Here is a 14091-nt window from a genome sequence, read left to right as displayed (position 1 = left end):
ACATGGTGGGTACCTACTACGGGCTCTACAGCACCCTGGCCGGCCTCGGCATCGCCGCGGGCAACCTGCTCACCGGATGGGCGCTGGATCTGGGCACCCGGCTGGGCCTGCCGAGCCTGCCCTGGCTGGCCCTGACACTGATCGGCCTCGGCAGCGCCGCCGCCGTGGCCACCCTGGATCGATCAGGACACCTGACGGCATCACCACAGACCACCCCGGCGACGGCATAAAACAGGCGCGGGGTTCCCGGTCACGGCTCAGCCGGACCCCGTGTGAGGTGCTGAGCGCGCCGAAGGACGCCAAGCAGGCGTGTTCGAGCGCGTAGCGGGCCCGCCCGAGGGCGGGCCCGCTACGCGAGGCATCCGTGATCACGACAAGGTGCCGCTGGACCCACTGCGGACCGCCGAGCACTACGCCGACCGGCATGTTTTCAGCGGCGCATCCGCGAGGCCAGTTCGCGCACCGCCACGGCGAGCAGGTCGACCTGGTCGCGGGAGGTGAACAGCGCCGGCGTCACCCGGACGCAGTCGCCTCGCACCGGCCCGCCGCGGCGCACCGTGAAGATCCGATGCCTGTCCATCAGATCCTTGGTGATCGCGACGTTGTCGGCTTCGGAGGTACGTCCGGTGATCCGGAACGCGGTCATGGTCCCGTACATGGCGGGCTCCTCGGGAGTGAGGATCTCCAGGTTGGGAATGTCGATCACCTGGTGCACCCAGCGGTCGCGCAGAAAGCGCAGCCGCGCCTGCTTGACCGCGGCACCCAGGGTGTCGTGGAAGTCCAGGGCGGTGCCCACGGTGAGGATCGGGGCGACGTCCATGGTGCCGGAGTGGACCCGCGAGCGGATGTCGCGGCCGGAGTAGGTCTCGTCGGCGAAAGCAGGGTCGATGTCGGCCAGGCGGTTCTTGCGAATGTAGAGGAACCCCGACCCCAGCGGCGCCCCCATCCACTTGTGCAAGGAGAACACCGCGAAATCCGCTTTGAGGTCACCGATGGTGAAGTCGAGCTGCCCCCAGGAGTGGGCTGCGTCGACGATCACGTCGACGCCTTTGTCACGGGCCATCGAGACGATCTCTGCCACCGGCAGGACGAGTCCGGTGCGGTTGTTCATATGACTCAGCAGCAGCAACTTGACCCGTGGATGGTCGCGTAGCGCCTGGGCGTAGGTGTCCAGTGCGGCCTGGTGGGTCGCCGGCTCGGGGATGGCCATCCGCTCGACGCTCACCCCGCGCCGACCGCGCAGCCAGTTCATGGCGTACCGCGCGCTGTGGTAGTCGAGGTCGGCGTACATCACCGCGTCGCCCGGCCGCAGCCGGTTGTAGCCGCCGATCAGGTTCTGCAGGGCTTCGGTGCCACCACGGGTCAGGGCGATCTCCTCATGGGAGGCACCCAGGACGGTCGCGATGCGTTTCCTGACCTGGGTGGCCCGATCGGTGTAGGAGGTGCGCAGCAGGTGGGAGTTCAGCTCGTTCAGCTGGTCCACGTTGCGGTGATATGCCTGACGCACCGGCTCAGGCATGATCCCGTAGTAGCCGTTCTCCAGGTTGATGAAGTCCGGGCTGACCCGGTACTGCCGTGCCACAGTGCCCCAGAAGCTCTCATCCCTGGCGAGTTGGTCAGGCCTACGATCGGCCGGAACGATCAGCGGCTCGGCCTCCGGCAACCGCGGCGCCGGTGATGGCGGAATCACCGGTGGTGAAACAGCGGAGACGGCCACCGCCCCCAGTCCAGCGACCATCTCACGCCTCGACAAACTCATCGAACCACCCCACATCGATCAGCCAAAGCTCACCGAATAGTGGCTCTGACCTGCTCTAACAGTGAAATTCCAGTGTGTGGCTAATGCGCTTTGCGGGGTGGTTATCCCAGCTTTTCGGGCGTGGCGTGGTGAAGATCGGGCATTGGACGCGACCGGAGATCCTCACCCGGGGAGCGTTCGCCGGGCAGATCCTACCTGCCCTTGACGCAGCGCGCGGGCCGATGAATCCGCCGGGGTCCTGTGGCTCGTCGGGAGAGCGCGAAAACTCGCCTTCGATGATCGCCGCGAAGGTGGACGCCGTGATCTACTCCGGGCTCTGTGACAGGTGGGCCGCATCGCTTTGATCGCCGGGATCGGTGTGGCCGGCCGGGGGTGTGGCGGGGATGGTGCTGTTTTCGTGAGGGGGGCTACGGTGGGTGGGGCCGTGGGGTGCGGCGCAGTGGGTGTCGGTGCCGCCGATGGTCAGCAGTTGCGGTGGGGCGTGGTCGACCTGCAAGGTGGTGTGCTCGATGCCGTAGGTGTCGTGGAATATCCGCTCGGCGGCCAGGCGTACGGTGTGACAGTCGGCGCCGGAGGCGACCAGGATGTGCGCCGACAGCGCGGCGTAGCCGGAGGTGACCTCCCAGATGTGCAGGTCATGCACTTCGACGACGTGTTCCAAAGCGGCGGTTCTGGCGCCGATCTCGGCGGGATTCATGTTCGCGGGAGCGGCTTCCATGAAGACCCGGCTCGCGTCGCGGACCAGTCCCCAGCCCGCCGTGAGCATCAATACGGCGACGACGAGGGCGGCGATCGCGTCGGCACGGGCCCAGCCGGTGAGCCAGATGACGGCTCCGGCGATCGTGGTGGCGATGAAGGCGAACAGGTCATTGAGGATGTGCTGGTAGGCGCCTTCGACGTTGAGACTGGAGCGGTTGGCCCGAGACAGCAGCCAGGTGGCGGCCAGGTTGACGACGATTCCGGCCAGGCCGGTCACCACCACGTACCGGCCTTCAACCTCGGGAGGCACGATCAGGCGGCGGACGCCTTCGTAGGTGAAGTAGGCGGCCAGCAGTAGCAGGGTGATGCCGTTGATCTGCGCGGAGATGATCTCGGCGCGCTTGAGCCCGTAGGTGAAGCCGCCCTGCGGTGGCCGGGCGGCGATCCGCATGGCGATCAGCGCGAAGACGATGGCGACGGCGTCGGTGAGCATATGACCGGCATCGGAGATCAGGGCCAGAGACCGGGCGATGAAGCCGACGACGACCTCGACCGCCATGAATCCGACGATCAGCGCCAGTGCCCCGGTCAGGTAGCGGCGATCGGCCTCAGCGCTCACCGCATGCCCATGCCCGTGTCCGGAGCCATGCCCGCCTCCATGTCCACGCTCAGCCATCGCTTCGCTCCCCTTGGTGGTGGGTTTCTGTGTCGTGCCCGATATGGGTGATCGCCAGGGCGAACAGCGTCCGCATGTGGGAGTCGGCGAGCCGGTAGTGCGCCGGCCGCCCGGCTCGGCGGACCTGCACCACGCGGTGCGCGCGCAGCAGCCGCAGCGCACATGAGGTCGCAGCCAGGTCGCACACACCTCTCTCCCGCCTGCAGCAGCGCGGCCGTCAGCCTCAGCCTCCCGGGATCGGCCGACAGTCCGAAGACCTGCGCAAGCTCCTGCACCGTGTGTCCGGTCGGCAGCGCCCGTCGGACGCCTCTGCACCCGCCCGGCGTCCGCGAGCGAGGAGGAGTGGGCGTCGGGATGCGCAGTCACCCTCGCATGCGAATGGCTGTTCAGGTGCACAGGTGCACAGAGCGTGGTTCGGGGGGCACAGCGTCTACCTCTTTTCCTCGTCGGGGTGCGGGCTGTTCATCGCAATGAATACCTGTTCAGTTGGTCATATGTTTAAGCATTTGGTAATGAGGAAATTACCCTTCGTGAGCATCGCAGGTCAAGTACCCCTAGCTTGACCAGGCTGCCGACCCCGCGCCGGTGAACAGATGCCGATCAAAGGGAGACATCGCAATGATCGCGAAGCGAACCACCACCCTGACCGCGTGCGCCACACTGAGCGGACTCATCCTGGCCGCCCTGCCCGCCCACGCGGCCGCCCGCCTCGCCGGCACGGCCGGCAGTCCTGCCCTGGCCTGCACCTACCAGGTCACCGACGTGCGCTCCGGCGCCGTGCTGAACATCCGCTCCGGTGCCGGCAAGGCCTTCGGCCCGGTCGGCACGCTACGGACGGGCGAGGCGCCGGTCGCCGGTACCTGCACGAGCGTCAACGGCTGGGTGCGGGTCAAAACCGCCACCGGCGTGACCGGCTGGGTTCCGTCCGGCAACCTCCGCAAGCTCGCCTCCCCTCTCGCCGTGACCGGCCAGCCGGCGCTGGCCTGCACCTACCGGGTTAACCGCGTCGACCGCGACCAGTACGTCAACCTCCGCTCCGGCACGGACAAGACCTTCCGCCCGGTCGGCAAGCTACGGGTGGCCGATGGCCGGCTCGCCGGCGCCTGCACGAGCGTCAACGGCTGGGTGCGGATCAAGAGCGCCAGCGGCGTGATCGGCTGGGCCTCGGCGAGTCACCTGCGCAAGGTGCGCAACGCCGGTCCGGTCGGCGTGACCGGCCGGCCGACGCTGGCTTGCACCTATCAGGTCACCCACGTGCGGCGCGTCAGCTTCCTCAACGTCCGCTCCGGCGCCGGGCTGCGCTTTCGCCCGGTCGCCAGGCTGCGGGTGGCCGACGGCCGGTTCGCCGGCGCCTGCAAGCCGACCAGGGGCTGGGTCAAGGTCATGGCCGCCAACGGCAGGCGCGGCTGGGCCTCGGCCGGCTACCTGCGCAAGGTCACCAAGTAGCGGCCGCAGGTAGCCGCTCATGGCTCACACCCCCCGTCCCCGGCGACGTTCGTCGGCCGGGGACGGGAAACCTCAGACGCACGGTGCGCCCCGGATCCTGCGGGGAGAGGCGTTGATGATCTTGTTGCTGACGGTCCTCACCCTTGCCGAGATCACCCGCACGTCCAGCGCCGCGGCGGCAACGAGGTGTTCGGTACCGAGCGTGGTCTCCCACCGAGGGGATCGGAGTGCCGGGTTGGAGAACACCCTCACCGCGTTCGGTCGCACGCTGGATGCGGGCTCGGCCGGTGTTGAATTCGACGTCCGTTTCACCAAGGACCACCATCCAGTGCTGATGCACGACGCCACAGTGGATCGAACCACCACCGGCAGCGGCCGCGTCGCGGCCATGACGCTGACCCGGTTCCGCGCGCTGCGTACCGGCGACGGGCAGCACCCGCCGACGCTAGGCCAGGCATTGGCGCTGCTGCGCGGCCGAGTCAGCGAGGCGCTGGTCGAGCTCAAGCAGATTCCCGACGCCGCGGACCTGCGTGCCCTGCACGACGCCTACCGACGCCAGGACGCCTTTCGGTGGGCGAACCTGACCTCGTTTTCTCCCATGGCGCTACGGGCGGTGGATTCCATCCCGGCCCGCAAGGGCCTGGTGACCAGGTCCGCACCATCGGTCGCGCTGGCCCGCACGTACGCCTTCGTCGCGGTGCGCTACGACCGGCTGACCCGTGCCCGGGTCCGCGCCTACCGCAATGCGGGCGCGGCCGTCTACGCCTGGACCCCCAACAACCGTGACGCCTGGCGACGCCTGGCCGGCTACGGCGTCACCCGCATCCTCACCGACCAGAGCACCGACTACCTGGCCTGGGCCCGAGGAACATGCCGGTCGTGAGACACCCACCCTCACTCAACACCACGCGGCCAGGCCAGGCGCGATGAGCTGACCTTGGCGTGTGCCGCATGGCCAGGCATCTCCCACAGCCCGGGACCGCAACGGTCAGACGACACCAGTTCCCGATCTCGTCAGTCCCGGTCACGCTTCGAAAACCATGGTGAAAGGTTACGTGAAAGGCCATGCACGACGAGCCCGGGCACGCACCCGCCCCCATCGACGAGATCGACCACACCCCTACCTCCCCGCTCGGCACCGGCCTTCCCGCCAGCGTGAGCCGACTGAGCCCCGCCGCCGTGCGCAACCAGGTGTTCACCGTGGTCCGGCTGCGCGAAGGCTACGACCTGGCCGAGGTGGACACCTTCCTCGGCCACATCGAAACCACCTTCACCACGCTCGTGCAAGAAAACGCGGAGCTATACGCCCGAGCGGCCGCCGCTGAGCGCGCCGCCAGGCATGATGGACCGGCGGAGGAGCGCGTGACGCGGATCATGGCGATGGCCCAGGACAGTGCCGACCGGATGCTGGCTGCCGCCGAACAGCAGGTCGAGGTGATCCTGGCGCAAGCCCGCGACCGTGCCGCCGTCCTGCGGCAAGAGGTGCATGCCTCCTGCGGACAGGAGCTGGAACGCCGGACCGAGGAGTTCAACGCTTTCGCCGCCGACTACGGCGACCGCCTCAAGCGCAGCCTGCAAGCGCAGGTCGACCAATTACAGAGCCTGCTCGGTGAACTCGCCGATTTTGGCGAGCTGGGGCTGACACCGCCGCCGTCACCGACAGCCACCGGCCGGCAGCCGGCGTCAAGGCAATCGGCATCGCGCCCGGCCGGCGACACGCCGGCGGGCACGCCTGCAGGTGGCCCCGCCGCCGAAGAGCGCTGAACGACCCGCCGGCCGGTTCGAAAAAACTCTTCTGCGATCCAATCCCGATAAGAGGTGGTGAGACATGTTGATGGCCGAAGGGACGCCGGCGCTGGGACCGGCGCTGCAGGGAGCATCTCCCGGTGCCGGCGCGTGGGTTGCGGTGCTGCTGATGTCGCTGTCCACGCTCGCCGGGGCGTGGCTGGCCCGGCGTAACTCCGCGAAGGTGACGGTGTGGCTGGCGATCGCCTCAGCGATGATGCTGATCACCGCCCTGGTCGACCTGCTGCCCGACGCCTGGCGAGATGCGGCTGAGACGGGAGTACCCCTGTGGGCCGTCGGGCTGTCCATCGTGTTCGGCTTCCTGGTGATCACCCACTTCACCCGCAAAGGCTGCGGGCACGGGCACGGGGGATCCAGGCCGGTCGGTGGCAGGCACGCGCCCGGCCTGCACCGCCGCGTCAAGGAAGCCGTCGACGCCGCCTTGTTCGGCGGCATGGGCACCGCGGCCGCCCTCACCCTGCACCGGGCGATCGAAGGCGCGACGCTGGCACTGACCGCCTCCGCCGTGGTCGTCATCGCCCTCATGGTCCACTCGGCCGGCGAAGGACTGGCCCTGGCCGCCCTGCTGGACATGGCCAGGCAGCGCCTGGCTCCGTGGCTGGTGGTCTCCTGCCTCAGCCCGGCCGCCGGCATTCTGATCGCCACCATCGCCCCGCTGCCCGGCCAGATCGTGCCGCTTCTACTCGGCATGGTCACCGGTGTGCTGCTGCGCACCGCAATCGTCGGCCTCAGACTTGCCGCCGCCGGCCAAGAGGGCGGTCGACTGTCCAAACGCCACCTGACCGTCGCCGCAGGCGTCGCCGTCACCGGGGGCGCCCTCCTGATCGCCACGCACGGCGTACTGGGTGAAGACCACCCGCAAACCGGGCACCGACCCCACGTCGCCGGCCATACGGCACCCGCCTCACCCGCCCCCACGCCTTCTGCCCGGCCGCCGACCCCGCAGGCGCCGACTCCGTTGACCCAGGCTCAGTTGCGCGAAGCGGTGATCACCGGGCGGATGACCCTGACCGAGGTGTTGGCCCGCACCGACGACGCCGTCAAAAACGCCTGGGTCGGATGGCTCCTGTCCATCCTGCCCGGCCACAGCCCTGTCGAGATCGCCAAGCTCCTGACGGTAGGTGGAATCGACGCCAATCGCCGTATCGGTGACCTGACCGAGCAGCAACGCCGCTACCTGCTCGACGCCATCACCAAGTAACCGCCGACACCGGCCTCCCCAAAGACCATGCCGCCGAAGCCTCCGCCCAGGGCGCGTTTCCTGATCCGCCCGGCGATTGAGCCACCACCACCGAGCCGGGAGCACAGGGCGCTTCCAGTTGCCGGCGGATCGGTCCTGCCAGGTCGTCGCAGGCGAGACCAGCGTGGTCGACGGTCCCATGGGTGCCATGGTGGGTTCGCGCCAGCGGTCCATCCCGCGATGAAAGCATGAGAACGACCTGGACCTTTAATCCTGGCGTCTCATACTGTCGCCGCATGACGACCGTGCTGTGCGTACCACAGTGGCAAGGTTCGGCGTCGAGCAAGGCGCCGCGGCTGATGACCGGTGCTCGCCGCGCCGCCGAACTCGTTCCGGCCGACGCCGTGGTGACCGTGCCGGTGCTTGATACCGGTGGGGAAAAAATCGCCGGGATCCGCGCGTTCGACGCGCTCGTGGAGAACCAGCGGCGGACGCAGAAGGCACTGGCCGGTATCGACGACCGGGTGATCACCATCGGCGGCGACTGCGCAGTCGACATCCCGCCTATCGCCGCTGCCCACGCTCGCTACGGGGACGCTTTGACGGTGCTGTGGATCGACGCACATCCGGACGTCTACAGCCCGCAGTCCCCGCCATCGGGTGCCTTCCACGGGATGGTGGTGCGCGCGCTGCTCGGAGACGGGCCGGCAGGCCTCACGCCGGAGCGGCCGCTGGCACCACAACAAGTGATCATCGCCGGAGAGCGGGCGGGATGATTTTGTTCGTGGGAACTGACCGCACCTGCTCGTGAGTTTTGACCGCGCTTGGTCGCCGTAAGCATGATCGATGTTCGCGAGAAGTGACCGCACTTTGGCTGGCGGGCGAACAGCAGCCGGTCGGCCAGCCCAGCGCCGTCGGGGCGGTGCACGCTGGCGCACACCCCGGTTAGGATCTCCAGCACGATGCCGCGGGCGTGCAGCTCGTCCTCGACGAAGACCAGCAGCTCCTTCATCGATCGAGCCACCCGATCCGGTTTGTAGATCACCAACGTGTCGCCGGGCTGCAGCCGGTCCAGGGCGGCGCGCAGCTTCGGCTGCTCGCCGCGGGTGCTCGCCGTCTCCACCACCACCTCGCGGCAGTGCGCTCCGGCGAGGGCGTCGAGCTGGGACTGGTGGTCTTGGCCGCGGGTGGATACCCGGGCGTACCCGACCGGTGTGTCGGCACCGGGGTTGCGGGACGTTTCCGAGACGATGCTCGGCATGACGACCGCCCCCGTAAGGGGCTACTCCTGCGGCCCGAAAATCTCCTCGACGAACAGCGCTGTGGGCAGGTCGGACAACGCCTGGATCCGCACCTAACCGAGTGCCGGCGGGTGCTCGGCTGGACGGCGTCCCCAGGCCGAGATCAGCGGCGCGAGTGTCAGGTCGAGTTCGCCCGCGTGGATGGCGGCCAAGTGCGCGTCGATCTCGGCGTCGTCGGCCAAGCCGGCCGCGAGCAGCTCGCCGCGCACGTGCCGGATGGTCGCCGCCTCCAGCCGGTCGCAGGCCAGCCCGCCGACCGGGAAAGAGCCCGCCGCGGCGACATCTACCAAGCCGGCCTCACGCAATGCCCGCGGCAGTGTCCGGCCATAGCGCAGGTCCGCGCCGCGGCGCGTCAGCAGCTCCCGGACCGCGTCGCGCAGCCGGTTGGCCCGCCGCTGCGCCGGGCCGCTGTCGTCCAGGCATGCCAGTGGCTGCAGAGCGGTATCGGCGTCCTCGACCAGCAGCCAGCCGCCGGGCCGCAGCGCCGCCGCCATCGTGGCCAACGCCCGAGCCCGGTCAGGTACATGGACCAGCACGAGCCGGGCGTGCACCAGATCGAACGTCCCCGGCTCCGGGGGCGGATCAGCGGCGACGTCGTGCCGGCGCACCTCGTACCCGCCTCCTGCCTTCAGCCACGACGGGTCGATGTCCGTGGCCAGCACGTGCCCGGTCGGACCGACGGCCGCCGCGAGCGCCTCCGGGATACTGCGGCCACCGGCCCCCACCTCCCAGCAGCGCGAGCCAACCCTGACCCCCAGTCGATCGAAGTGCCCCCGCGTCACACCGTCGAACAGCTCGGCCAGCCAAACGAATCGCTCGCCCGCCTCGGCGCGCGCGTTGTCCAGCAGGTACCCGCGGGCGGGAGCGGGCTCTCCACCGAGCGCGGTAGTCCCGCCTATCGGATCCAGTCGGCCACCGACGTGCGGCGGGCGGGGCGAGGAGGTCATCACTACATGGTCACCTCCCCAGACCACCAGCGCCACGACGACGGGAGAGGGATATCTCACACAGCCAGCGAACCCCGCACGTCCTACAGCACGGTTCTGCACCGTGACGCGCCGGAAGGGGTACATGCATTCGGCCCCCACAGCCAGCGCACCAGGCGCGGGACAGCGAGCTGACCGGACTGTCGGCTACGGCCGGTTCGACCTCGTACCGGACGCCTTCGATCACGACGTAAAGTCGGGGCCAGCGGATCCAGCAGATGCACGTCCCCGTTCATGACGGGTGGTACCTCTTCTCCAGTTCGGGATCCGGGGCGCGCCACTCGCAGGGCTTGGCGCCGGTGGCGACGTCGCGGTGCTGTTACGCGACGCGCACACCGGTCGATGGGCCTTAGCGTTGTTTTTTCGCTGGAAGCTACGGGTGGCCCCGTAGGCGGGGTGGCCGACGTAGGCCAGGAGCGATGGCGACAGCCTGGCGGGGTCTGTGGCGAGCCGGTCGGCGGTGTCGAGGCTGATGGCGGGCATGGCCGCTGGTCAGGGGTGCTGGGTTGCGCGGGTCTGGGCGAGGCGGTAGGAGTCGGTTCCGGTTTCGATGATGTTGCCGCCGAAGGTGAGGCGGTCGACGATGGCGGCGCAGAGGCGGGGGTCGGTGAAGGTCTTGGTCCAGCCGCCGAAGGACTCGTTGGAGGCGATCGCGACGCTGGCCTTTTCTTCCCTTTCGGTGAGGACCTGGAACAGCAGCTCGGCGCCGCGGCGGTCGAGTTCCATGTAGCCGAGCTCGTCGACGCAGAGCAGGTCGACGCGGCCGTAGCGGGCGATTGTCTTGGTCAGCTGCTTGTCGTCGGCGGCCTCGACGAGCTCGTTGACGAGCTTGGTCGCCAGGGTGTAGCGGACGTGGTAGCCGGCCATCGCGGCCTCGGTGCCGAGCGCGATGAGCAGGTGGGACTTGCCGGTGCCGGAGTCGCCGATCAGGCAGAGCGGCAGGCCCTTTTTGACCCAGTCGCAGGTGGCGAGGGTGTTGATGACGGCGGGGTCGATGCTCGGGTTGGCGTCGAAGTCGAAGGAGCGCAGCGATTTCTCCCGGGGGAACCCGGCGGCCTTGATGCGCCGCTCGGAGCGGCGGCGAGCGCGGTCGTCGCACTCGGCCATGAGCAGTTCGGCGAGGAAGCCACGGTAGGACATCTGCTCGCGGGCGGCGGCCTCGGCCAGCTCGGGGAACTGGGCGCGGATGGTGGGCAGGCGCAGCATCCGGCAGGCCTGGTCGACGGCGGCGTCGGCGGCCTGCTCGGTCAGTCCGCGGCGGGGCTCGGCGGTCATGGGCTGGCGGTTCCTTCCCGTGGGGTGCGGTTGCGGCGGAGCAACTGGTCGTAGGCGGCGACCGATGGCAGCGGGCGGGTGTCGGGCGGCAGCTTCTCCAGGCGGCGGGCGGTCAGGGACGCGACCGCGGACGGGACGGACGGCGTGTCGTCTGCGGCTGGTTGGCCGTCGGCCTCGTCGGCGGCCTTGCGGGCCTCCAGCGCGACGGCGTCGGCGGTCAGCGCACCGGCCTGCAGCACGGCTGCCAGCCCCGCGACGACATGCTCGCTGTCCATGTGGCGGTGCAGCAGCAGCACCTCCACCAGCGCCCTGGTGCCAGCGGCGTCACCGTGGGCCTTGCGGGCGGCGGCCCACCAGGCGTCATGGACTGGCGTGAACTTCCCGGCTGCGCGGGCCTGTTCCAGAGCGGTCGACCCGGGCAGCGCCCCGGGCTTGCGGACCAGCGCCTCCAGGTAGTGGTCCAGGTCGAGGCGGGCCCCGGACTTGCCGGGCAGCCGCTCATGGCGGGCAGCCTCCGCGCGCCCGTCGTAAATAACCAGGTCCGAGGCGTGCAGCAGTACCCGTACCCGGCGTCCGATCAGCCGGACCGGCACCGAGTACTTGTTGGTCCGGACCGTGACCTGGGCGAACCTGTCCACCCGAGGCGTGAGCCAGCGGCCGGTCTCAAAGGGCTCGGTCGGCAGCGGCCGCAACAGCGGCCTCTCAATCTCAAGGAACTCTCCGACGGTCCGCGCCCAGCCGCCGATCCGCCGGGCCTCATCGGCGGCATCCCACTCATCGATCATCGCGTTGAGAGCCTGGAGGGACAGCACGTCCGGGACGGGGACCAGGTGATTGCGGCGGAACCAGCCGATCTGCCCTTCCACCCCGCCTTTCTCAGGGGCGCCCTCGATGCCGGGCCGGCAGTAGCAGGCGTCAAGGCCCCAGTGTGAGCGAAACGCGGTCCACCGGTCGGTCTCCACCCGGGAACGGCTGAACCCGATCACCTGCGCGACCGCGGACTTTAGGTTGTCATAGCGGATCTTCCCAGTCGGCACCCCTCTAATATGCGGGTCTCAATGTCAAGGCCTCGCCTGCTGAAAGGGGCCAGCAGCCATGCACTCATGGACGCCATCGGGCTGACCCTGGATCCGTAACTTCGAAGGCAGTTCCCGTCCGTATCCTGAGCAGGAACTCCTCCCCACTGACTAGTAGATCATGATCGTTCTCGACCAGACATTGGAGCCGAGGAAGGACGGCTTCCAAGACCTCGAACAGGTCGCGCGTTCTGGAGTATTCGATCTCGACAAGGAACGGATCGGACCCGAGCGCCGCGGTGATGTGGTGGAGCTGTTCGGCCTCGAACTCCGGCAAGACATCGGGTGCGGCGCGGATGAAAACATGCCAGTCCCCGACCTCGACGCAGTAGCGGGCCGGAAAACCAGTGTCGGTGATGCTCTTTGCGACCGGACGGCAGGCAACGAGCACATCGGTCAATGATGTGGGAGGAGGAAGCAGGAGAAAGACGCTGTCCACGTCGCCACCTATCGTCGAGCAAGAGAAAAACATGTCTCGATCACTGCATCACATGTCCCGCATCCCAATGTCAGGACGCCTGCCCGTCCAGCCTGCTCAAGAGGCCATCGAAGATCTGCTGGCGGGCGATCTGGCCCTTGGTTGCGGCGTCGGCGCGTTGACGTTCCAGGGTGGGCCGGAACTCGATGGTGGTCACGAAGAAGGTGCAGGACTCGCAGATTGACTCGAAGTGGCAGTCCATTTCCACCGGACGGGCGCAGTAGCCGTTGCCGAGCATCCGGCGGTGCATTTCCCGGCGGAGCTTGGCCATCTCGCTGCCCTCGGCGTCGGCCGGGAGCTGACGCGGGGCGTCGTAGAGAGCTTCGACTTTCTCGGTGACCGCGAAATATTCATCGGCGACGGTCCGGTCGGCGATGCGGGCATAGACGTAGGTCATGGACAGGGATCGGTGTCCGAGTAGCGCGGCGATGGCCTCCAGTGACATGCCCCGGTTGATCGCCTGGGTGGCGAGCGTGTGCCTGAGCTGGTGCGGGGTGACCCGGCCCAGGCCGGCGCGGTCGGCGGCGTTGCGGACGGCGGCTTCGATGCGGGAGGCGTTGACCGGGCGGCCGTGGTCGGTGAACAGCAGGTTCGAGCGCAACCCTTCGGGCCGGTGCTGCAGCCAGTCGTCCAGCAGCGCCTTGAGCTGAGGATGCAGGGGGACGTAGCGGTCGGTGTGCATCTTGCCCACCGGAACCCGCAGCCAGTAAGCCGAGCCGATCTGCACCACGGCGTCGATGGTGAGGCCGAGCATCTCGCTGCGCCGCATCCCGGTGCGGGCCAGGATCTCAATGGCCAGCCGCGCGAACGGGTCGGGATCTTGCCGGGCGGCGGCCAGCAGCTTGGCGGCCGCGGCGTCGTCGAGGAACCGCGGAAGTGGCTCATCAGCGATCGGCATGTCGCTGTCGAACACCAGCTGTCGAGCGGGGCGATCGTCGGCATCCCACTCATCCAGGCGCCGCAGGAAGGTCCGCAGTGTGCCCAGCCGATCGCGGACCGTGTGCCGGTGCAAGGGTCCGCCGCGCGCGACCGGTCGCTCCAGCAGCCAGCCCTTGTAGCGTTCAACGTGTCGACGCTGCAGCCCGGCCACGCAGCTCACCGCTGGGTCCTCGGCCGTGATCAGCAGCGCGAACTCGCGCAGGGTCAGCTCAGCGTTCTTCACGGTGGTCGGCCGCAGGGTCCCGCTGATCTGTCCCAGGTAGTGTTGCATCGTTGCTGCCATCGTGGCCGGGACGGTCGACCACTGCCGCGCCCGGACATCGCCACGGTTGGGCGAGCGCCGACGTGGCAGATCGTCGGTCAGCCCGCAGTGGAAGAGCGTGGCCTCCAGGTTGAACAACGACGTCGACAGCGCCTTCACCCCACGGTTGGGGATGCGGCGTGCGGCTTCCAGCAACAGCCGCCGACCA

At 68.8% G+C, this 14091-nt stretch carries 13 protein-coding genes and 2 pseudogenes; 7 read left to right on the top strand and 8 right to left on the bottom strand.

Annotated elements, in window-relative coordinates; genetic code table 11:
* Positions 1 to 230 (top strand): annotated as a pseudogene (locus ABT061_RS25925) (MFS transporter); the annotation flags it as partial.
* A gap of 200 nt (positions 231 to 430) precedes the next feature.
* Here ABT061_RS25925 and ABT061_RS25920 read toward each other — a convergent pair.
* The 3 genes from ABT061_RS25920 to ABT061_RS25910 form a co-directional block, all read right to left on the bottom strand.
* Positions 431 to 1582: an aminotransferase class V-fold PLP-dependent enzyme gene (locus ABT061_RS25920; RefSeq protein ID WP_350922485.1), complete on the bottom strand. Its 1152-nt coding sequence runs from the start codon at positions 1580 to 1582 to the stop codon at positions 431 to 433.
* Positions 1583 to 2063: 481 nt separating this feature from the next.
* Positions 2064 to 3077, bottom strand: coding sequence for a cation diffusion facilitator family transporter (locus ABT061_RS25915; RefSeq protein ID WP_350922483.1), 1014 nt, complete (start codon positions 3075 to 3077; stop codon positions 2064 to 2066).
* Positions 3078 to 3126: 49 nt separating this feature from the next.
* Complete coding sequence (locus ABT061_RS25910; RefSeq protein ID WP_350922480.1) at positions 3127 to 3321, bottom strand: hypothetical protein; 195 nt, start codon at positions 3319 to 3321, stop codon at positions 3127 to 3129.
* A gap of 431 nt (positions 3322 to 3752) precedes the next feature.
* Between ABT061_RS25910 and ABT061_RS25905 the strand changes: the two genes are divergently transcribed.
* From ABT061_RS25905 to ABT061_RS25885, 5 genes are all read left to right on the top strand, one after another.
* Positions 3753 to 4580 carry an SH3 domain-containing protein gene (locus tag ABT061_RS25905; RefSeq protein ID WP_350922478.1) on the top strand — a complete coding sequence of 276 codons (828 nt, stop codon included), beginning with the start codon at positions 3753 to 3755 and terminating at the stop codon, positions 4578 to 4580.
* A 115-nt stretch (positions 4581 to 4695) separates the two neighbouring features.
* A complete protein-coding gene (locus ABT061_RS25900) occupies positions 4696 to 5463 on the top strand; it encodes a glycerophosphodiester phosphodiesterase (RefSeq protein WP_350922477.1) in 768 nt (255 codons plus the stop codon).
* Between the two features lie 182 nt (positions 5464 to 5645).
* A complete protein-coding gene (locus ABT061_RS25895) occupies positions 5646 to 6344 on the top strand; it encodes a DivIVA domain-containing protein (protein WP_350922474.1) in 699 nt (232 codons plus the stop codon).
* 64 nt (positions 6345 to 6408) lie between these two features.
* Positions 6409 to 7587 (top strand): hypothetical protein, encoded by a 1179-nt coding sequence (locus tag ABT061_RS25890; RefSeq protein WP_350922472.1) that lies wholly within the window; start codon positions 6409 to 6411, stop codon positions 7585 to 7587.
* A gap of 275 nt (positions 7588 to 7862) precedes the next feature.
* Positions 7863 to 8342: an arginase family protein gene (locus ABT061_RS25885; RefSeq protein WP_350922469.1), complete on the top strand. Its 480-nt coding sequence runs from the start codon at positions 7863 to 7865 to the stop codon at positions 8340 to 8342.
* 176 nt (positions 8343 to 8518) lie between these two features.
* Here ABT061_RS25885 and ABT061_RS25880 read toward each other — a convergent pair.
* From ABT061_RS25880 to ABT061_RS25865, 4 genes and pseudogenes are all read right to left on the bottom strand, one after another.
* A pseudogene (locus ABT061_RS25880) lies at positions 8519 to 8827 on the bottom strand (recombinase family protein); the annotation flags it as partial.
* A 93-nt stretch (positions 8828 to 8920) separates the two neighbouring features.
* On the bottom strand, positions 8921 to 9874 hold the full coding sequence (locus ABT061_RS25875; RefSeq protein WP_350922467.1) for a methyltransferase domain-containing protein: 954 nt from the start codon (positions 9872 to 9874) through the stop codon (positions 8921 to 8923).
* 471 nt (positions 9875 to 10345) lie between these two features.
* Positions 10346 to 11128 (bottom strand): IS21-like element helper ATPase IstB, encoded by a 783-nt coding sequence (gene istB / locus ABT061_RS25870; protein ID WP_350922464.1) that lies wholly within the window; start codon positions 11126 to 11128, stop codon positions 10346 to 10348.
* Entirely contained in the window at positions 11125 to 12165 is a 1041-nt protein-coding gene (locus ABT061_RS25865) for a Mu transposase domain-containing protein (protein ID WP_350922462.1), read from the bottom strand. The genes istB and ABT061_RS25865 overlap by 4 nt, the downstream gene beginning before the upstream one ends.
* 160 nt (positions 12166 to 12325) lie before the next feature.
* Between ABT061_RS25865 and ABT061_RS25860 the strand changes: the two genes are divergently transcribed.
* Positions 12326 to 12607 (top strand): hypothetical protein, encoded by a 282-nt coding sequence (locus ABT061_RS25860; RefSeq protein WP_350922460.1) that lies wholly within the window; start codon positions 12326 to 12328, stop codon positions 12605 to 12607.
* Positions 12608 to 12713: 106 nt separating this feature from the next.
* Here the strand turns inward: ABT061_RS25860 and ABT061_RS25855 are convergent, their stop codons facing one another.
* The gene (locus ABT061_RS25855) at positions 12714 to 14078 is read right to left on the bottom strand and encodes a tyrosine-type recombinase/integrase (RefSeq protein ID WP_350922457.1); all 1365 of its coding nucleotides are present in this window, start codon (positions 14076 to 14078) and stop codon (positions 12714 to 12716) included.
* Positions 14079 to 14091: the final 13 nt, after the last annotated feature.

The sequence above is a fragment of the Streptosporangium sp. NPDC002544 genome, from assembly GCF_040295965.1.
Lineage (GTDB): Bacteria > Actinomycetota > Actinomycetes > Streptosporangiales > Streptosporangiaceae > Streptosporangium.
This window is presented reverse-complemented; position numbering and strand designations above follow the sequence as displayed.